Annotated in this window: 16 protein-coding genes and 2 tRNA genes; 8 read left to right on the top strand and 10 right to left on the bottom strand. The window is 60.3% G+C overall.

Annotated elements, in window-relative coordinates:
- Window positions 1-36 precede the first annotated feature (36 nt).
- On the top strand, window positions 37-321 hold the full coding sequence (locus tag NTD89_RS22825; protein WP_262209837.1) for a DUF3509 domain-containing protein: 285 nt from the start codon (window positions 37-39) through the stop codon (window positions 319-321).
- Between the two features lie 182 nt (window positions 322-503).
- On the opposite strand, the gene NTD89_RS22820 is transcribed toward NTD89_RS22825, so the two are convergent.
- Together NTD89_RS22820 and NTD89_RS22815 are read right to left on the bottom strand one after the other, a co-directional pair.
- The gene (locus tag NTD89_RS22820) at window positions 504-1388 is read right to left on the bottom strand and encodes a TIGR02285 family protein (protein WP_410017226.1); all 885 of its coding nucleotides are present in this window, start codon (window positions 1386-1388) and stop codon (window positions 504-506) included.
- Window positions 1388-2587, bottom strand: a complete 1200-nt coding sequence (locus tag NTD89_RS22815; RefSeq protein WP_262209836.1) for a CaiB/BaiF CoA transferase family protein — start codon at window positions 2585-2587, stop codon at window positions 1388-1390. Before NTD89_RS22815 ends, NTD89_RS22820 begins: the two co-directional genes overlap by 1 nt.
- 149 nt (window positions 2588-2736) lie before the next feature.
- Between NTD89_RS22815 and NTD89_RS22810 the strand changes: the two genes are divergently transcribed.
- Together NTD89_RS22810 and recJ are read left to right on the top strand one after the other, a co-directional pair.
- Window positions 2737-3279, top strand: coding sequence for a YaeQ family protein (locus NTD89_RS22810; protein WP_003193952.1), 543 nt, complete (start codon window positions 2737-2739; stop codon window positions 3277-3279).
- Window positions 3280-3436: 157 nt separating this feature from the next.
- Window positions 3437-5146, top strand: a complete 1710-nt coding sequence (recJ, locus tag NTD89_RS22805) for a single-stranded-DNA-specific exonuclease RecJ (RefSeq protein WP_145164129.1) — start codon at window positions 3437-3439, stop codon at window positions 5144-5146.
- Between the two features lie 77 nt (window positions 5147-5223).
- Here the strand turns inward: recJ and NTD89_RS22800 are convergent, their stop codons facing one another.
- From NTD89_RS22800 to NTD89_RS22785, 4 genes are all read right to left on the bottom strand, one after another.
- Window positions 5224-6510 carry a virulence factor family protein gene (locus NTD89_RS22800; protein WP_106578320.1) on the bottom strand — a complete coding sequence of 429 codons (1287 nt, stop codon included), beginning with the start codon at window positions 6508-6510 and terminating at the stop codon, window positions 5224-5226.
- Window positions 6510-9152 (bottom strand): bifunctional lysylphosphatidylglycerol flippase/synthetase MprF, encoded by a 2643-nt coding sequence (gene mprF / locus NTD89_RS22795; RefSeq protein ID WP_145164127.1) that lies wholly within the window; start codon window positions 9150-9152, stop codon window positions 6510-6512. The genes NTD89_RS22800 and mprF overlap by 1 nt, the downstream gene beginning before the upstream one ends.
- A gap of 279 nt (window positions 9153-9431) precedes the next feature.
- Window positions 9432-9508: transfer RNA gene (locus NTD89_RS22790), tRNA-Met, on the bottom strand.
- Window positions 9509-9716: 208 nt separating this feature from the next.
- Window positions 9717-9793 (bottom strand) — tRNA-Met (locus NTD89_RS22785).
- Window positions 9794-10073: 280 nt separating this feature from the next.
- On the opposite strand from NTD89_RS22785, the gene dinB reads away from it, so the two are divergent.
- Window positions 10074-11132 carry a DNA polymerase IV gene (dinB, locus tag NTD89_RS22780; RefSeq protein ID WP_262209833.1) on the top strand — a complete coding sequence of 353 codons (1059 nt, stop codon included), beginning with the start codon at window positions 10074-10076 and terminating at the stop codon, window positions 11130-11132.
- Between the two features lie 130 nt (window positions 11133-11262).
- On the opposite strand, the gene NTD89_RS22775 is transcribed toward dinB, so the two are convergent.
- From NTD89_RS22775 to NTD89_RS22760, 4 genes are all read right to left on the bottom strand, one after another.
- Complete coding sequence (locus NTD89_RS22775; RefSeq protein ID WP_262209832.1) at window positions 11263-12216, bottom strand: hypothetical protein; 954 nt, start codon at window positions 12214-12216, stop codon at window positions 11263-11265.
- Between the two features lie 20 nt (window positions 12217-12236).
- On the bottom strand, window positions 12237-13952 hold the full coding sequence (locus tag NTD89_RS22770; RefSeq protein WP_106578324.1) for a proline--tRNA ligase: 1716 nt from the start codon (window positions 13950-13952) through the stop codon (window positions 12237-12239).
- A 201-nt stretch (window positions 13953-14153) separates the two neighbouring features.
- Window positions 14154-15686: an AmpG family muropeptide MFS transporter gene (locus NTD89_RS22765; protein WP_242199923.1), complete on the bottom strand. Its 1533-nt coding sequence runs from the start codon at window positions 15684-15686 to the stop codon at window positions 14154-14156.
- A 43-nt stretch (window positions 15687-15729) separates the two neighbouring features.
- On the bottom strand, window positions 15730-16092 hold the full coding sequence (locus NTD89_RS22760; protein ID WP_145165450.1) for an MGMT family protein: 363 nt from the start codon (window positions 16090-16092) through the stop codon (window positions 15730-15732).
- Between the two features lie 133 nt (window positions 16093-16225).
- Here NTD89_RS22760 and NTD89_RS22755 point away from each other — a divergent pair, with 133 nt between their 5' ends.
- The 4 genes from NTD89_RS22755 (at window position 16226) to groES (ending at window position 19145) form a co-directional block, all read left to right on the top strand.
- Entirely contained in the window at window positions 16226-17233 is a 1008-nt protein-coding gene (locus NTD89_RS22755) for a DUF481 domain-containing protein (protein ID WP_145165448.1), read from the top strand.
- 93 nt (window positions 17234-17326) lie between these two features.
- Window positions 17327-18058 carry a HugZ family protein gene (locus NTD89_RS22750; RefSeq protein ID WP_262209830.1) on the top strand — a complete coding sequence of 244 codons (732 nt, stop codon included), beginning with the start codon at window positions 17327-17329 and terminating at the stop codon, window positions 18056-18058.
- A 66-nt stretch (window positions 18059-18124) separates the two neighbouring features.
- Window positions 18125-18601: an FxsA family protein gene (locus tag NTD89_RS22745; RefSeq protein ID WP_145165446.1), complete on the top strand. Its 477-nt coding sequence runs from the start codon at window positions 18125-18127 to the stop codon at window positions 18599-18601.
- Window positions 18602-18848: 247 nt separating this feature from the next.
- Window positions 18849-19145, top strand: a complete 297-nt coding sequence (gene groES, locus NTD89_RS22740) for a co-chaperone GroES (protein WP_017846112.1) — start codon at window positions 18849-18851, stop codon at window positions 19143-19145.
- Window positions 19146-19147 lie beyond the last annotated feature (2 nt).

Genomic DNA, 19147 nt, shown 5'->3' with positions numbered 1-19147 from the left:
AAACGATTGTTCCCGAACTATTGAGTGGTGATCGAGATGGAAAGTATCAGCCTATTGCTCGAAGAAGCACTGAGCCCTTATCAGGTGACATTGACCACCGCTGGTGTGCAAGACGAGTGCCTGGTGACCGTGAAGAACCCGGCCGGCGCCATCGTTGTGGAGCGTGAAGTCGACCGCGCGCAATTGACCGATAAACGCGTGCTGGTGGATGTGGTGGATTGCCTGCTGCGCGACCTGAAAATCGCCGAAGGGCGTCTGGAGCCGTCCGTCATCGCGGCCTTGCGCAGCGCTGCCCAGGCCCGCAATGGCGCCCTTGCATGAAGAATTGTTTAACTAGGGAAACTTCCTACAGCATGGCCGGTCAGATTTTGTAACAGCAAGAGCAAACATTGTGCTCCGGTGTTTGTGGCTTGTTGTACTGGTCTTTGTAGGCCACGTTTAACCCCGAAGTGTCTCCCCACTCTTCGGGGTTTCTTTTTGCCTGCGATTTGCCCTGTGATGCCTCAGGGGGTCGGTGAATCCTGGAAAAAATCAGGGTTGTCACGCAAGTACTGTTCACGCGTGACCGGGTCCAACCACGACGTATAGGACTGCTGTAACTGCGCCTGTGGGATGTCGCGTAATACCTGGTCGATACGTGCCATGGCCTGGCGGCCTTGAGGCGTGTCCGAGCAACCGATATGCGTACGCTGATAAGGCGCTGAGCCCTTGATGGGATAAAACACCAGGTCTCGTGCGGCGATGCCCTGTTGCGTGGCGTGATAGCGGATTTCCGGCCAGTAGCCCAGCACCGCCTCCAGCCGCCCAAGACGTTGCATTTGCAGCAGACTGCCAAGGGCGTCATTGCCGTAATGCAGCGCCAGAATGTGCGGATCGGCGCCTTTTAGCTGTTCATCGATGACGGGGCCGTAACTGCGTTCGGCCGTGGCGCCGATGCGTGCTTTGTGGGCGTCGAGGAAGGCTTGCAGGTCAAATTGTTCATTGACGATAAAGGGCGCCATTGCCGCCTGCTGGCTTCGTCGAATGGCTACGCCGTTGCTCGCCACCGCAAACGCCTGGGCGGAAAACACAATGTACTTCGCGCGTTCCGGCGTCCACAGCAGTAACGGATCGCAGGTCAGGGAGTCAGCGCGCAGCATCTGGATGCCGCGGGCGCGATTGACGTGCATCACGGTGTGCCGGTATTGCGTCAGGCGCTCGCTGAGCACTGGCAGCAATTGATCCAATGCCCCTTGGCCTTTCTGTGGGCCCTCGAAGATGATCAGCGGCGGCAGGTCGCGCAGCAACCAGATTATCGTGTCCTCGGCACGCGCGGCGAGCGGCCATACGCCGAACATCGCGCCGACAAAGCACAGGGGAATGGACCAGCGTCTACACGGGCCAGCCATCAGATCGCGCCGCCCTCGCGCAAGCGGGCGATGGCCGCCGTGTCGTAGCCCAATTGGTTAAGCACCTCGCTGTTGTGCTCGCCCAACTGCGGCCCGACCCATTCACAACTGCCGGGCGTGTCCGACAGCTTGGGCACGATCCCCGGCATTTTGAAGTCCTTGCCGCCCGGCAACTGCGCCTTGAGGAACATTTCCCGCGCCAGAAACTGCGGGTCGCCAAGCATGTCTTCGGCGCTGTAGATGCGGCTGGCGGGCACCTCGGCCTGGTTGAGTTGCTCGACCACTTGGTCCAGGGGCAGCGAATTGACCCAGCGGTCGATCACGCCATACAGCTCGTCACGGCGGCTGTCGCGTCCATCATTGCTCGCCAAGGTCGGATCGTTGGCCAGGTCCTCACGCCCAATCGCCGACATGAAGCGCTTGAAGATCGCATCGCCATTGGCCCCAATCTGCACATGCTTGCCATCGGCGCTGGTATGGATCGAAGACGGCGTGATGCCGGGCATGATGTTGCCGGTGCGTTCGCGGATAAACCCGAACACATCAAACTCCGGGATCATGCTCTCCATCATCGCGAAGATAGCTTCATACAGCGCCACGTCCACCACCTGGCCAAGCCCGCCGTTGACTTCGCGATGACGCAGCGCCATCAGCGCACCAATCACTGCCCACAAGGCGGCTATCGAATCGCCGATGGAAATCCCGGTGCGTACCGGCGGGCGATCTTCGAAACCGGTGATATAGCGCAAACCGCCCATGGATTCGCCCACTGCGCCGAACCCTGGCTGGTCCTTCATTGGCCCGGTCTGGCCAAAACCTGAAAGCCGTACCATCACCAGCTTCGGGTTCAGGGCATGCAGGGTTTCCCAGCTCAAACCGAGTTTTTCCAGTACCCCGGGGCGAAAGTTTTCAATCAGGATGTCGGCGTCTGCCAGCAACTGTTTGAGAATCGCCAGGCCATCCGGGTGCTTGAGGTTCAGCGTCAGCGACTTCTTGTTGCGCGCCTGCACAAACCACCACAGCGATGTGCCCTCATACAGCTTGCGCCATTTACGCAGCGGGTCGCCGCCATCAGGGGACTCGACCTTGATCACCTCGGCCCCGAATTCGGCACAGATACGTGACGCAAACGGTCCGGCGATCAGGGTGCCCAGTTCGATGACTTTCAGGCCGGCAAGCGGTTTGGCATTAAACGACATGAGGATCCTTAGCAAGCGTGGGGCGGTGGTGTGATGCCTTTTAACATAGGCGAGCGGCCCAGGGATAAGGATGATGCAACGCCGTATTCGTTGATTGACCTCGCCATCGGTTAGACTGGCCGCCTTTCCCTGTCTCTAGAAGCCCGTTCATGGCCCAGCCGTCCACGACCTACAAATTCGAACTCAACCTCACCGACCTTGATCGCTCGGTGTATGAGAGCGTCAAACAGACCATCGCCCGCCATCCATCGGAAACCGAAGAGCGCATGACCGTGCGCCTGCTGGCCTACGCCCTCTGGTACAACGAGCAACTGGCGTTCGGTCGTGGCCTGTCAGATGTAGACGAACCAGCCCTGTGGGAAAAAAGCCTGGATGATCGGGTTCTGCACTGGATCGAAGTCGGCCAGCCTGACGCCGACCGCCTGACCTGGTGTTCACGCCGTACCGAGCGCACCAGTTTGCTGGCCTATGGCAGCTTGCGCGTGTGGGAAGGCAAAGTGGTGCCGGTGGCCAACAACCTGAAGAACGTGCACATCGCTGCCGTGCCGCAGGAAGTCCTCGAGACCCTGGCCAAGGACATGCCGCGCGTGATCAAGTGGGACGTGATGATCAGTGAAGGCACGATTTTTGTGACCGACGATCGCGGTCAGCACGAAGTGCAACTGCAGTGGCTGGTCGGCGAGCGCGGTTGAAATTGTGGGAGCTGGCTTGCCTGCGATGCAGACACCTCGGTCTTTCAGCTATACCGAGGTGATGCATTCGCGAGCAAGCCGGTTCCTACAGTTGATCCATGTTGCTTTCAGCATTGTTGTTTAACCGTTGTACTAGAAGAGAAGCTTCCGTCGCCCCATGCGTATCGATCCTCGCCCGTTGCCCGCTGTCCTGCCGTTTCTCGGTGAATTGCCACCGCTGTTGACCCGTCTTTACGCCGCACGCGGGGTGCAGTCCGAAGCTGAGCTGGACAAGAGCCTGGCGCGGTTGATTCCCTACCAGCAGCTCAAGGGCATCGACGCGGCGGTAGACCTGCTGGTGACGGCCTTGGAGCAGCGCCAGCGCATCCTCATCGTCGGTGACTTCGACGCCGATGGCGCCACTGCCAGCACGGTGGGCACCCTGGGCCTGCGTTTGCTCGGTGCGGCCCATGTCGACTACCTGGTGCCCAACCGCTTCGAGTACGGCTATGGCCTGACTCCGGAAATCGTTGCGGTGGCGCTGCAGCGCGAGCCGCAGTTGCTGATCACCGTGGACAACGGCATTTCCAGTGTCGAAGGCGTCGCGGCGGCCAAGGCGGCGGGGTTGAAGGTGTTGGTCACCGACCACCACTTGCCGGGTGATGAGCTGCCGGCGGCAGATGCCATCGTCAATCCGAACCAGCCCGGTTGTGAATTTCCCAGCAAGGCGCTGGCTGGCGTAGGCGTGATCTTTTATGTGCTGATGGCCCTGCGCGCGCGACTGCGCAGCCTGGGTTGGTACGCCAACACGCCTCAGCCGAACATCGGCGAGTTGCTCGACCTGGTGGCCCTGGGCAGTGTCGCCGACGTGGTGCCGCTGGACGCCAACAACCGCATCCTGGTGCATCAGGGCCTGGAGCGCATTCGCGCCGGTCGTGCGCGGCCGGGCATCAAGGCGATTCTTGAAGTCGCCAAGCGCGACCACGCGCGAATCACCTCCACCGACCTTGGTTTTATCCTCGGGCCGCGCTTGAACGCCGCCGGGCGCCTGGACGATATGAGCCTGGGCATCGAATGCCTGCTCACCACCGACTTCGCCGCCGCGCGGGAAATGGCGGCGCAGCTGGACGGTATGAACCAGGACCGCAAATCCATCGAACAGGGCATGCAGCGCGAAGCGCTCGCCCAGCTCAAGGACTTGCCCGTGGAATCGATGCCCTACGGTTTGTGCCTGTTCGACCCGGAATGGCACCAAGGCGTGATCGGTATTTTGGCGTCGCGAATGAAGGAGCGGTATTTCCGCCCGACCATCGCCTTCGCCGATGCCGGTGATGGCCTGCTCAAGGGCTCAGGGCGCTCTGTGCAGGGTTTTCACATCCGTGATGCGCTGGCGGTCGTCGCCAGCCAGCATCCCAACCTGATCACCAAATACGGCGGCCACGCGATGGCGGCCGGTCTGACCTTGCCCGAGGCGAATTTCCCACTGTTTGCCGAAGCCTTTGACGCTGAAGTCCGTCGGCAACTGCGGGAAGAAGACCTGACGGGCCGGCTGCTGTCGGACGGCACCCTGGCGGTGGAAGAGTTTCACCTGGAACTGGCGCGCGCATTGCGGCATGCCGGGCCGTGGGGGCAGCACTTTCCCGAGCCGTTGTTTCACGGTGTGTTTCAGTTGGTCGAGCAGCGCGTCGTGGGTGAGCGGCACCTCAAAGTGGTGCTCAAAAGCGAATGCGGGTCGGTGAAGCTGGATGGCATTGCGTTTGGTGTGGACCGTGAGGTCTGGCCTAATCCGACAGTGCGTTGGGTCGAGTTGGCCTACAAGCTGGACGTGAACGAGTTTCGTGGGAATGAAACTGTGCAATTGATGATTGCGCATATCGAACCGCGCTAAATCTAAATAACACTGCAAAAACAAATGTGGGAGGGGGCTTGCCCCCTCCCACATTTTAAGCCATGTAATACCTGGAATTACTCGGCTTTGTCCTTGGCCTGATGCTTCACGATGATATCCACCAGGCGCTGTGCCAGCGCTGGGTAGTTCTCGTCAAAGTGATGCCCGCCTGGCAGCTTCACGGCTTCGCCAACAGCGGTCTTGTCGGTGCAGCCACTCTCGTCGACTTCTTCGGCGCCGTAGATGCACACCACTTTGTCAGCCGGCAGCTTGGCCATTTCCGGGCCGGTCGCGGCTTCTTTGCCGGCGTTGCCCAACCAACCTTCCACTTCGATCTCAAAGCTGCCGGTACGTGCGAACGCCAGCAGGATGATTGCGTCGACGCGTTGCTGTTCGTTTTCCGGCATGCGGTTGTAGATCGCCGGGAGTACGTCGGCGCCGAATGAATAACCGGTCAGCACGAAGCGCTTGGTGCCCCATTTCTGCCGGTAGTGCTGCATCAATTCGGTGAGGTCCTTGGCGCTTTGCTCGGGCGTTTTGTGCTGCCAGTAGTAGCGCAAGGTGTCGATGCCCACGACCGGGTAACCGATCTTGGCCATTTCACCGGCGACGTCACGGTCCAGGTCACGCCAGCCGCCATCACCGGAGAGGAACAGGGTAACGGTGTCCTTGGCTTGGCCGGCCGGTACTTCCACCACGGGAATCGCCAGGCCGCCATTGTCCGAACCCACCAGTTGCTTGCGCAGTTCGTTGTTCAGCACTTGCGGGTAGTGGATGTCGTAGTCGCTGATGCTGGTCGTCGCGCGCGGGGTGTCGCGTACGAAACTGGCACTTTCATCGTCAGGGTTGTCGTTCCACGCCACCAGCCAATTGCCATGGGCAGAGGTCTTGGGCAGCGGGTCCTTGCAGCCTTCCTGCACCAGGGCGAAGCCGACGGAGATAGCATTGGCCTTGTCGTCGTTCTGTGTGGCCAGCCAGCGCCAGGCGAGTGCTGCGCCAGGGCCGATGCCGCTGACCAGCGTCGCCGGGCCTTTGAGCTGGGCCAGGGCGCTTTGCAGCGCTTGTTCCTGCAGCTTGCAGTCATCCTTTGGCAGGATCACTTGAACGATTTGCGCGGAGCCGCCCTGGCTCAGGGCAATCAGTTGGCTATCGGTCAGGGTCTCATCGGCCATCACGGCCACGGCCACACGGGCTTTTGCCGAGCCGTTAGGCGTCACGCGGGTCATCACCGAACCGTCGGCCTGGGGCAGTTGTTCCAGGGTCGGTTGCGGGGCAGGGCGGTTCCAGTACCAGAAGCCACCCGCCGCGATCAGCGCGAGCAGCACTACAAAGGCCAATACATACCGCCAGGAGCGTCGAATCATCAGCGTTTCACCAATCCAGTCAAGCCGCCCGCAATCAGGGCGGCGGTATCGGCCAGTGCCACCAGCGGATCAAGTCCTGCGGGCACGGCCATATAACGGGGTTCCCAGTCAGGCTGGAACTTGTCTTTAAAGCGGCGCAAACCTTGGAAGTTATACAGTTGCTCGCCACGTCGGAACACCATCGAGCCCAGGCGTTGGGTCAGCGGTGCGCCACGGCGTGGTTGCAGGCCCGACAACGGCACCATGCCGAGGCTGAAGCGGGCGTAGTCGTGGTTCTTATAATGTTGAATCAGGCCAACCATCATGAATTCCATGGTCAGCTTCGGCGCGTCCGGGTGCGCACGCATCAGGTCGAGACTGGCCAGGTCATGGTTGTAAGTCTCGAGCAGGTTGGCGAAGGCCACCGGGCGCCCTTCGAAGCGAATAATCGCAATACGAAAGTGCTTGAGGTAGTCGTCGCTGAAACGGCCCAGAGAAAAGCCCTTTTCCCGCACGTTCTTGCCGGTCAGCCAGGCATCGGAGATGACTTTGAGTTCTTCCATCGGCGCCTGGCCCGGTTCGAAGATTTCCAGGGACAGGCCGTCCCGGGTGCCACGGTTCCAGGTGTAGCGCAGGTCCTTCATCTCTTTGCCCTTGGCTTCCAGGTCAAAGCGTTTCAGGTCGACGCGGGCTTCTTCGCCCAGCTTGATCGCGGTCAGGCCGATGTCCATGTAGTACGGCAGGTTCTCGGCGCGTACCTGGTAAAACACCGGGCGCGCGTGATGGATGTCGCACAGGTCACGGAACTGCCAGATCATCTCGGCGCGCGGCTGGGTCGGGCCGATCGGGTCATACAAGGCCACCAGGCTGCGCCCACGGCGGGCGTACATCAGGAAGGCTTCATCGTTGGGGTGGAACAGCAGCGCCTTGTCGCCGGTCAGCGCCAGGCCTCCGTCGGGCTGTGAGGAGGCCATCAGGATCTTGGTGGCGCGTTCCAGTTCGTCCGGGGTTGGCAGATGAATCACCGGGCGTGCGGTGCGCAGCAGCCAGGTCAGCGAGACGATCACCAACAGCACCGCTGCACCCAGCAGCGAGCGCAGGCCGCGTGGGGCGTTGGCGTCCAGGGTGAACTGCCACCACAGCTGGTGGCTGTACGGCACGTCTTGATAGGCAAACAGCAGCAGCCAGATCGAGGCGCCCAACACACAGACGCTGGCCACCAGGTACAGCGGCGAGAACGGCAGCTCGGTCAGGCGGCTGGCGCGGTAGAACGAGCGCCGGAAGATCGCCAGCAGCACGGCGGTCATGATCATCAGGCTGGCTTCTTCCCAATCGAAGCCTTTAAGCAGTGAGAGCAGGGCGCCGGTGAGCAGCAACACCATGGTCAGCATCCAGGCGGCCGACAAACGCCGACGCAAGCCCTGGGCGAGCAACAGGCACAGCACGCCGATCAAGCTGGCACCGAAGTGCGAGGCGTCAATCAGGCGGTGGGGAATCAGGAAGCCGATGTTTTCCAGGCGTGAGTCGATTTCCGGCGTTGCGCCGGAAAACAGCAGGACCACGCCGGACAAAAAAACCAGTACGGCCAACACCGGCGCGGCCAGGCCAGAGGCAACCCGCAGGCTTTGCTGCGTCTGGAACAGGCGCTGGGCCTCGTTGACCAGCAGGAACACGCAGGCGATCAGCAGCGGCAGCACCACATAAATCATGCGGTATAGCAGCAGGGCGGCAGCCAATGGCGCGGCGCCAAGCTTGTCGGCAAATGCCGCGAGCAGAATCGCTTCGAACACGCCAACACCGCCTGGCACATGGCTGAGTACACCGGCAGCCAGGGCCAGCAGGTACACCAGCAGGAAGGGGCCGAACGGCGGCGCTTCCGGCAGCAGCATATAAAGGACGGTGGCGGCAGCGGCTACGTCCAGCGCGGTGATGATCAGTTGCAGGAACGTCAGGCGCCGGCCCGGCAGGCGCAGGGTACGACGTCCCGCCTTGACCAGCAGGTTGTCTGGATAAGGTTGCTCCGGCAGGCGACGGCGATAAATGCCGATGCACAGCGCGGCGGACAGCAGCAGCACTGCACCGGCAATACCACCGAGCACGCCTTGCGACAGGTGCAGGTAGGTCGATGCCGCCGGCAGGTTACTCAGTGTGGCCAGTGCTGCCAGTGGCGGCAGCGCCGTACCAAGGGCCAGGCTGGCGAACACGGTCATGTGCGCCACTTCCGAAGCCCCGATACCGTGACGTGCATATAAACGGTAGCGCACAGACCCGCCGGAGAGCATCGACAAACCAATGGCGTTGCCGATGGCAAACGCGGTGAAGCCACCCAGCGCCAGGGTCTTGGCCGGCAGTTTTACCCCGGCATAGCGTGCGCCGGAGAATTCATAACCCAGCAGAATGATGAAACCGGCGATGGCCGCCGCGAACGCACCCAGCAGGGCGGGTCTGGGCACTTCCAGGATCGAGTCGTGGAGCGCATACAGATCCAGTTCCAGCAGTAAGTGTCGGCAGGCGATCAGGGCGATTGCGAACAGCAACAGGGTAACGGCCAGCCCGATCGGCTGACGGTATTTGCTCAACAGATCCAGCCAACGCAAGCGGGTGGGTGTGATCGGTTGTGTCGCTGTGACGGTGTCTTGTGGTTCAGACGAGTTGGCGCGCATCAATCACCTCGTGGATTGTGCGCGACAGGATGGAGGTATCCAGCCAAGTTACCAATCCCTATGGACAAAATAATTACAAATATTAACGCGTATCGCCGGGTGCGGCGACTGCGGCCATTGGTCGTAGAGGGTAATGCTTGAGCATTCAGCATAGCTTGCAATGAGATGGACTCTACAAACCGTGTACGGTTTCATGAAAGATGCCATGCCATTGTTTCAGAAGAACTTTTTCGTCAGATACAAAAAAGGCCACTCTTTCGAGTAGCCTTTTTTGATGTTTGGTTGCGGGAGCCGGATTTGAACCGACGACCTTCGGGTTATGAGCCCGACGAGCTACCAGACTGCTCCATCCCGCGTCTGTGGGCGGCATTCTACAGCCCAACGCCGAGGTGTCAACCGTTAATGGGTCGATGGGTCAAATTAGTGTGAATTAGCGTCTTTCACCCCGACCACGTGCGGTAAGTGCGCGACGGACAAAGATTTTTCTGTCTTACAATTTGCGTACACATGCAAAACAGGCGCGCACAAAAAAGGCCACTCTTTCGAGTAGCCTTTTTTGATGTTTGGTTGCGGGAGCCGGATTTGAACCGACGACCTTCGGGTTATGAGCCCGACGAGCTACCAGACTGCTCCATCCCGCGTCTGTGTGTCGGCATTCTACAGAGGAACGCGAGTGTGTCAACCTGTGAATCGAAGAAAAGCGCTTGTGGTTCAATCGGTTAGCTCTCCAAGGCAAGCCTTGGAAGGTCGCGAGGCCAGTGTGGCCGAGGGTTTCAGCTCTATTGGCAGGCGAATTTCGATTGAGAAAATAAATTCATCAGTGAAATTTCCTACCGCTGAAGCGGAAGATTCAAACTACTGGTGCTATATACAGGGGTGAATGCGATACTGGCCGCCCGTTGGATTACACCCTCTGTTTATATGACGCAGCGCAAAATCATCCACGTCGACTGTGATTGCTTCTACGCCGCCATCGAGATGCGCGACGATCCGAGCCTGGCACAAAAGCCCCTCGCGGTCGGCGGCTCGGCCGACAGAAGAGGGGTGATCGCCACCTGCAACTATGAGGCGCGGGCTTATGGGGTGCGTTCGGCCATGTCATCGCGCCACGCCTTGAAGCTGTGCCCGGACCTGACCATCGTCAAGCCGCGCATGGATGCCTATAAGGAAGCGTCGAAGGAAATCCAGACGATCTTTCGCGATTACACCGACCTGATCGAGCCACTGTCGCTGGACGAAGCCTACCTGGACGTCTCTGACAGCCCGCACTTTGGCGGCAGTGCCACGCGCATCGCTCAAGACATTCGTCGCCGGGTCTCCAACCAGCTGCACATCACAGTGTCCGCCGGCGTTGCGCCGAACAAGTTTCTGGCCAAGATCGCCAGCGACTGGAAAAAACCCAACGGCCTGTTTGTGATCACCCCGGATCAGGTCGAAGACTTCGTCTCCCAGTTGCCGGTGAACAAGTTGCACGGCGTTGGCAAGGTGACCGCCGATAAGCTGGCGCGCCTGGGGATTGCAGACTGCCTGCAATTGCGTGAGTGGAACAAGCTGGCGCTGGTGCGTGAATTCGGCAGTTTCGGCGAGCGGCTCTGGAGCCTGGCCCGTGGGATTGATGACCGCGTGGTGCAGAACGACAGCCGTCGGCAATCCATCAGTGTGGAAAATACCTACGATGCGGACTTGCCGGATCTCTCAAGTTGCCTGGCGAAACTGCCCGAGCTGATGGAAACCCTGGCCGGACGCATGGCGCGCATCGACAGCAGCTATCGCGCGGGCAAGCCGTTCGTCAAAGTGAAGTTTCATGACTTCACCCAAACCACCCTGGAGCAGGCAGGGGCAGGGCGGGATCTGGAGAGTTATCAACAGCTGTTGACCCAGGCGTTCAATCGCGGCGGCAAACCGGTGCGGTTGCTGGGGATTGGGGTGCGGTTGCTGGATCTGAGCAGCGGTAACGAACAGCTGCAGTTTCCCTGGTAAAAACCGGGAGCCAAATGTGGGAGCGGGCTTGCTCGCGAAGGCGCCGTGTCAGTCGATACATTCATCACTGATACACCGCTTTCGCGAGCAAGCCCGCTCCCACATTTAGATCTTTACCTGTCTTGAGGTCCTAGCGTGCCCCAGGGTCCGCCACCAACCGCCCCGCATCCTTGGTCAGTGCCTGCACAAACTCCTGCTGCAACTCGGGATCATTGCGGGTCAGTTCGATCAGGCTTTGTTCCAGCTCACTGGCTTCTTCCTCAAGGCCCAACTCCGACAGGCGCTTGACCCGGTGCACCCACTGGTTGACTTCGTCGTCTTCCAGGTCGTCGTAGATCAGGCCATGGGCTTCCAGCAACTTGCCGCGCAGGGTGTTGCTGATCGCCAGGGAGGAGTCTGAGTGCACGTCGTCCTGGCCATCTTCCACGCTGATCTTCAAGGTGGTGACGCGGTTCAGGTCCTGCTCGGCAAACGGGCTGTCCAACAGGTTCAGGCGCAGCACGCCGTCGCGGTCGGTGGTCAGCTCATGGGTCTGCTTGCCGGCGGTGACCTGTACCGGGCGCTCGCTCCAGGGCAGGCTCGAATACTCCGTGCGCTTGTCACGCTGGACTTCATCGATCCCGGCCAGGTTCTGTTGCGCACGGCCGTGGGATTGCACGTTCATGAACGGGTTGATGCCGTCCACGCCGTAGCTCAGCCAATCACGCGTCATGCTGGTCGGCAGGTTGCCGAGGGCGAAGATGTTCGCCACGTTGGCCCCCGCGCCGGCCACCAGGGCGACCGCGCCCAAGGGCATCTCGTAGAGTTTGCGCCAGGGTTGGTAGGGGGTGTAGCGATCGTAACGGCGGGTGACTTCGAATTCAGTGACCTCAAAGGTCTTTTGCTCGTGAATGCGAACCCGGCGTTGCGGCAGTTCCAGCACTTTGGGTTCACCTACATCGATCTGCAGGCTGTGGTCGAGCAATTTGCGCTCGACCCGTTCCTCGTGCTCACTGCGTTGCGACATCTGGTTGGCGCAGCCGCTGACCAGCAGGGCGCCGCACAAGGCGGCGCCCCTCAGGGCTCTGGTGTTTCGCTTGAACATGACTTCTCTTGATCTGGTTTTCAGCGACGAATACGCGCCTGAAGGAAAGACAGCACGTCAGCCACCGGCAACGGTTGGGCTTCGGCTTCGGTCCGGCTCTTGTATTCCAGATTGCCATCGGCCAGGCCGCGGTCACTGACCACGATCCGGTGCGGGATGCCAATCAGTTCCATGTCGGCGAACTTGATGCCCGGGCTGGTTTTCTTGTCGCGGTCATCCAGCAGCACTTCAAAACCGGCGGCCGTCAGTTCGGCATACAGTTTGTCGGTGGCTTCGCGTACTTGCTCGGTTTCGTAGCGCAGCGGTACCAGGGCCACCTGGAATGGGGCCAGGGCGTCACTCCAGATGATGCCTTTCTCGTCGTTGTTCTGTTCGATGGCAGCTGCCACCACGCGGGAAACGCCAATGCCGTAGCAGCCCATGTCGAGGGTGATCGGCTTGCCGTTCTCGCCCAGCACTTCGCACTTCATCGCCTTGCTGTACTTGTTGCCCAGCTGGAAGATGTGCCCGACTTCGATGCCGCGTTTGATTTCCAGGGTGCCCTTGCCATCCGGGCTTGGGTCGCCGGCGACTACGTTACGCAGGTCGGCCACGGTTGGAACTGGCAGGTCACGCTCCCAGTTCACGCCGAAGTAGTGCTTGTCGTCGATGTTGGCGCCGATGCCGAAGTCGCTCATCAGTTCGACCGAACGGTCGATGATGATCGGCAGCGGCAGGTTCAGCGGGCCGAGCGAACCGGCACCGGCGCCAATCGCATCGCGCAGTTCGGCATCGGTGGCCATGACCAGCGGGCTGGCCACGCCAGGTTGCTGGGCAGCCTTGATTTCGTTGAGCTCGTGGTCGCCACGGATGACCAGGGCGATCAGCTTGCCTTCTTCTTCGGCGCGCACGATCAGGGTCTTGATGGTCTTTTCAATCGGCAGATTGAATTTTTCCACCAGCGCCGCGATGGTCTTGGTCTCTGGGGTGTCCACCAGGCGCAACTCTTCGCTTGGCGCCGGGCGGGACGTTTCCCGTGGCACGGCTTCGGCTTTCTCGATGTTCGCCGCGTAGTCGGAACCGTTGCTGAAGACGATATCGTCTTCGCCGGACTCGGCCAGTACGTGGAACTCGTGGGAGCCGGCGCCGCCGATGGAGCCGTTGTCCGCTTCAACCGGGCGGAATTTCAGGCCCAGGCGCGTGAACACGTTGCAGTAGGCCTGGTGCATGCGGTCGTAGGTGACCTGCAAGGAGGCCTGGTCGGCGTGGAAGGAGTAGGCGTCCTTCATGATGAATTCACGGCCGCGCATCAAACCGAAGCGTGGGCGGATTTCATCACGGAATTTGGTCTGGATCTGATACAGGTTCAGCGGCAGCTGCTTGTAGCTGCTCAGCTCGTTGCGCATCAGGTCGGTGATCACTTCTTCATGGGTCGGGCCGGCGCAGAAATCGCGGCCATGACGGTCCTTGAAGCGCAGCAACTCAGGGCCGTACTCTTCCCAGCGCCCGGATTCCTGCCACAACTCAGCCGGTTGCGTGCTCGGCATCAACACTTCCAGAGAGCCGGCGGCGTTCATTTCTTCGCGAACGATGGCTTCGACCTTGCGCATCACCTTCAAGCCCATGGGCAGCCAGGTGTACAGGCCCGAGGCCAGTTTGCGGATCATGCCGGCGCGCAGCATCAGCTGATGGCTGATCACAACCGCGTCGGAAGGCGTTTCTTTCTGTGTGGCGAGCAAATATTGACTGGTACGCATGGTAGGCCGTTGTCGGTTGCTTGGACTTGAAATGACTTGGGATTGTACGGGCGGTTGCTGCCGGAGTACAGGCATGAGGTCGCGGGGTGTTTCTGTGGCGACCGGGCTTGTGTAGAGCTGGCTTGCCTGCGATGCGGTGTATCAGTTACGTCGCGCTGATGCTATCGCAGGCAAGCCAGCTCCCACATTGACCGAGGTGAGTCATTCTTCGGTGGGCGGGCTCAACCGAATCCGTCGATTTTCCTGAAACCAGTGCAGGGCAATCAGGAACAGCGTCGGTACGCCTAGCAGGCAGGTGATCAGGAAGAAGTTGTGATAGCCGAACTTCTCCACCATTACCCCTGAATAACCGCCAATCAGGCGCGGCAGCAACAGCATGATCGAGCTGAGCAGCGCATATTGGGTGGCGGAGAACTTGAGGTTGGTCAGGCTCGACAGGTAGGCGACAAACGCCGAGGTGGCAAGGCCGGAACTGAAGTTGTCCAGCGAGATGGTGAAGATCAGCATCTGCAGGTCGGGGCCCATGTCCGCGAGCATCACGAACAACAGGTTGGTGCCGGCCGAGGCCACGCCGCCGATAAACAGGATCGGCAGGATCCCGAAGCGCACGATCAGCAAGCCGCCCATGCCGGCGCCGAGCAGGGTCATGATCAGGCCGAAAATCTTGCTCACTCCGGCAATCTGGTCCTTGGTGAAGCCCTGGTCGATGTAGAACACGTTGGCCATCACGCCCATCACCGTGTCCGACATGCGATAGGTGGCGATCAGCCCGAGCAGCAGCAAGGCCTGCCAGCGGTAGCGCAGGATAAAGTCGTTGACCGGCGTCAGCACCGGTGCCAGGCCGCGTCGGCCCATGGTCGACAGGCACAGCGTGGTCAGGATGATATAGAGGATGGCGCGCAGGAAGGCGCGGTCTTCCATCAGCAGTTCCCACAGGCTGACGCCGTGGAACAGGACGCTGGCAAAATCGGTGTTGTAGAGCTGGGTGAACATCGCCGGGACGGACACCAGCAACACGATCAGTACAAACACCGAGACCAGCTGATGCACGAAGCTGTAGCGGCCGGCCTGCAACTGCGTGCGCAGTGGCACATTGGGCTCGCGCATGAACAGGGTGGTCAGCAGCGCCGGAATCATCAGCAGGCCGAACAGCACGTAAGTGCCGGTCCACGCCGAGTGCTTATAGTTGAAACCGGTCGAGCCGAAGCCCTCGGCAAAGAACAGTGCACCGGCGGTGGCCAGCAGGGCGGCGATGCGATAACCGGACATATAACTGGCGGCGAGGGCAGCCTGGCGGCTGTCGTCGGCGATTTCCAGGCGATAGGCGTCTACCGCGATGTCTTGGGTGGCCGAGGCGAAGGCGACGATCACAGCAATCGCAATCAGCCAGGACAGGTGTTTTTGCGGGTCGCAAAAACCCATGCCGATCAACCCGAGGATCACCAGCGTCTGGGCCAGCACCAGCCAGGAGCGACGTCGTCCGAGTTTACCGAGCAGCGGCAAACGCCATTGGTCGAGCAGCGGTGACCAGACCCATTTGAAGGCATAGGCCAAGCCGATCAGGCTCGCATAACCGATGGTCTCGCGGGCCACACCGGCCTCGCGCAACCACACTGAAAGCGTCGAGAACACCAACATGTAAGGCAAGCCGGCGGCGAAACCGAGCAACAACAGCACTAACGTCGAGGGGCTGGCATAGGCGGCGAGCGCGGCGCGCCAGGTTTTACGGGGCATGGGCTGGAGTCTGCCTCAGATTTGCGGAAACAAAGCGCGCACTCTAACCGCTGTGCTCTACCGGGCGCCAGCCATGACGCTGAATATCAACGCGATTGTTCAGGATACTGACACCTTCGCTGCGTAAACGCGCACGTTGCTCGTCGCCTGAGGCACTGCCCACTGGCAGACTTATCCGACCACCGGCACCCAGCACTCGGTGCCAGGGCAACCGGGTGTCCTCGGGCAACTGGCTCAGCGTGCGCCCGACCCAGCGGGCCGCGCGGCCCAGCCCGGCCAGGTGCGCCAATTCGCCGTAACTCACTACGCAGCCTTCGGGCACTTGCGCCAAGGTCAGGTACAACGCCGTGCGGCGCATTTCTGCCGGGCTTTGCGCAATATCGGCGGGTTGATTCACTGTGGGCATCGTCAGGGTCTTTGTAAGAAACGTCTGTAATCATGCTGTTGAGAATTGAACTCAATATAAATACTTGAGTCAGTCGTAGCTATCTAACACGATAGCGCCCCTTTTTCGCCAACCCTGAGCCCCGAATACGCTTATGTTGTCCAGAACCCTGCTGTGCCTCGCTGTTTTCAGCGCCTCCACGCCCCTGCTCGCTGACACCGTGTGGTTAAAGAACGGTGACCGCCTGACCGGCAAGATCAAAGTCTTCGACGGTGGCAAGTTGCTGATTCAGACCAGCTACGCAGGGGCCATCCCGGTGGATTGGAAGCAGGTGAAAACCCTGGAAAGTGACCAGGAGCTACTGGTCAAGCAGGACGCGTACAGCGGTGAGAAGGCCAAATCCCTGAAAGCTGCGGATGACGGCAAGGTGGTGCTGGCCAATGGCGAGGCGCCCAAAACCGTGGAACTGGCCAGCATCCAGCAAATCCTCAAGCCCAAGCCGGTCATCGAAGACCTGGTGTGGAAGGGCAATGTCGACCTGGCGCTGGACTACAAGCGTGCCGACAAAGACACCAACGACTACGACGTGGACTTCAAGACCACGGCCCGTCACGGCCAGTGGCGCCATACCGCGCAGGGCGAATACAACCGCGAGTTCCAGGACGACGTCACCACCACCGACAACTGGGCGCTGGAATATGACCTGGACCGTTTCATCACCGAGCATTGGTTCTGGCAAGGCCGCCTGACCTACAAGCGCGACAAGGTGGAAGACTTGTCCCGCCAGCGCACGGTCGGTACCGGCCCTGGCTACCAGTTCTGGGACGATGAGCTGGGCGCGTTCTCCCTCGGTTCGCTGGTTAACCGCACCGATTACGAATATGCCGACGGCGGCAAATCCAATTTCTACTCGCTGGCCATGAAGTGGAACTACAACCGCTACCTGGTGGGCAAGACCGTGGAGTTCTTCACCAACGGCGAGGTGGGCAAGCCGCTCGCCGGGCCGTCCGATTATTCCCTCGATGCGCAAATGGGCCTGCGTTACAAGGTCACCGAATGGGCGTCCCTCAACCTCAAGGCTGAACGCGACATCATCAGTGGCGAATCGCAAAGCAGCCTGAGCAAGACCCGTTACACCGCAGGGTTCGGTGTGGCCTGGTAAGTGCACTCTGGCAACCTGCGCGGATATTGATTACCTTGTGTTGAGATCCATTCCCATATGCTGTGGGCGGCGGAATACCCGAGGAGTCATACGTTGAGCGCGCACGTTGCCAAGAACGCCCGAGAGCTGTTGCTCAAGGAATACCGTGGGGCTCTCTCCACATTGTCCAAAGCCATGCCCGGGTTTCCCTTCGGCTCGGTCGTGCCGTATTGCCTCGACGAGCTGGGCCGCCCGCTGATCCTGATCAGCCGTATCGCCCAGCACACCCATAACTTGCAGAAAGACCCCAAGTGCTCGCTGCTGGTGGGTGAGCGCGATGCCGATGACGTGCAGGCAGTGGGGCGCCTGACCTACCTGGCTGAAGCCGAGAAACTCGAAGATGCCACCGCCATTGAAGCGGCTGCCGAGCGTTACTACCGTTACTTCCCCGATTCGGCCAACTACCACAAGGCTCACGATTTCGACTTCTGGGTGCTCAAGCCGGTGCGTCACCGCTATATAGGCGGGTTTGGTGCGATTCACTGGGTCGACCACCTGACACTGGCCAACCCGTTTGCAGGCAAGGCCGAGCGCAGCATGGTCGAGCACATGAACGCCGACCACACCAAGGCCATTGCCCATTACGTCGCGCTGACCGGCTTGCCGACCTTTGAACCCGCGCAACTGGCCGGCATCGACAGCGAAGGCATGCACCTGCGCATTGGCCAGTCGCTGCATTGGTTGCCGTTCGCGACGCCTTGCAACACTCCGACACAAGTACGCGAAGCCCTGGTTTCATTGGCTCACGCTGAGGTCTGGCCGAAAAAAGAGCCTGCCAACGCTTGAATTCACGAAATGGCGACGTCATCTAAGGTGGACTGGCAAGGCATTCTTGCGTTGAGGAACCATTTGATGCGCCCTTTTTTATTGCTCTTTCTGCTGTTCCCGGTGCTGGAGCTGTTCGTATTCGTTCAAGTCAGCAGTGCAATCGGGTTTTTCCCGGCACTGTTATTGATCATTCTCGGCTCGATGCTCGGCGTTCTGGTGCTGCGCGTCGCCGGCTTGGCTACAGCGTTGCGTGCGCGTGAAAGCCTGAACCGCGGCGAGCTGCCCGCTCAAACCATGCTGGAAGGCCTGATGATGGCCCTGGCCGGTGGCCTGTTGATCCTGCCGGGTTTTATCAGCGACGTGGTCGGCCTGGTGATGTTGCTGCCGGTCACTCGCAAGCTGCTGGCCGGCAAGATGCGTCAGCGCGCCGAAGAAGCGGCGATTCGCCAGCGTGCGTTCGCCGATGACCTGCAACCCCGTGGTGGCCCGGCTCCGCGCCCGCCGTTGGGACGCGAGGGCGATGTGATCGAAGGCGAATTCGAACACCGCGACAGCAAATAACCGCTTTATTGGCACGGCACCTTCGGGTGCCGTGTTGCTTTTGTGCGTCGGCAAGCATAAAAAATTTCCGCCGCGGCCCCTTGTAATAAGCTTATGCGCCCTTATGTAACGGTCACCGCAAGGTTTCTGGTGGCGACACCAGACAGACTTCCGCGTCTTGCTTGGCGAGGCGCGACCGGCACAGCCGGAATACAACCCGCCGGTACCGATACCGGCCGATGAAAAACACAATTAGGAGAGATCGACAATGAGCAAGCTTCGTCCTCTGCACGACCGCGTCGTTATCCGTCGCAGCGAAGAAGAAAAGAAAACCGCTGGCGGTATCGTTCTGCCAGGTTCGGCTGCTGAAAAAGCCAACCACGGTGTGATCGTCGCTGCAGGCCCAGGCAAGACTCTGGAAAACGGTGAAGTGCGTGCGCTGGCCGTTAAAGTCGGTGACAAGGTTGTTTTCGGCCCTTACTCCGGCAGCAACACTGTGAAAGTTGACGGCGAAGACCTGCTGGTAATGGCTGAGAACGAAATTCTCGCTGTACTGGAAGGCTGATT

The organism is Pseudomonas sp. 14P_5.3_Bac1, from assembly GCF_025466135.1.
In the GTDB taxonomy this organism is placed as follows: Bacteria; Pseudomonadota; Gammaproteobacteria; order Pseudomonadales; family Pseudomonadaceae; genus Aquipseudomonas.
Note: the sequence above shows the minus strand (reverse complement) of the source record. Positions and strands in the feature narration are given on the sequence as shown.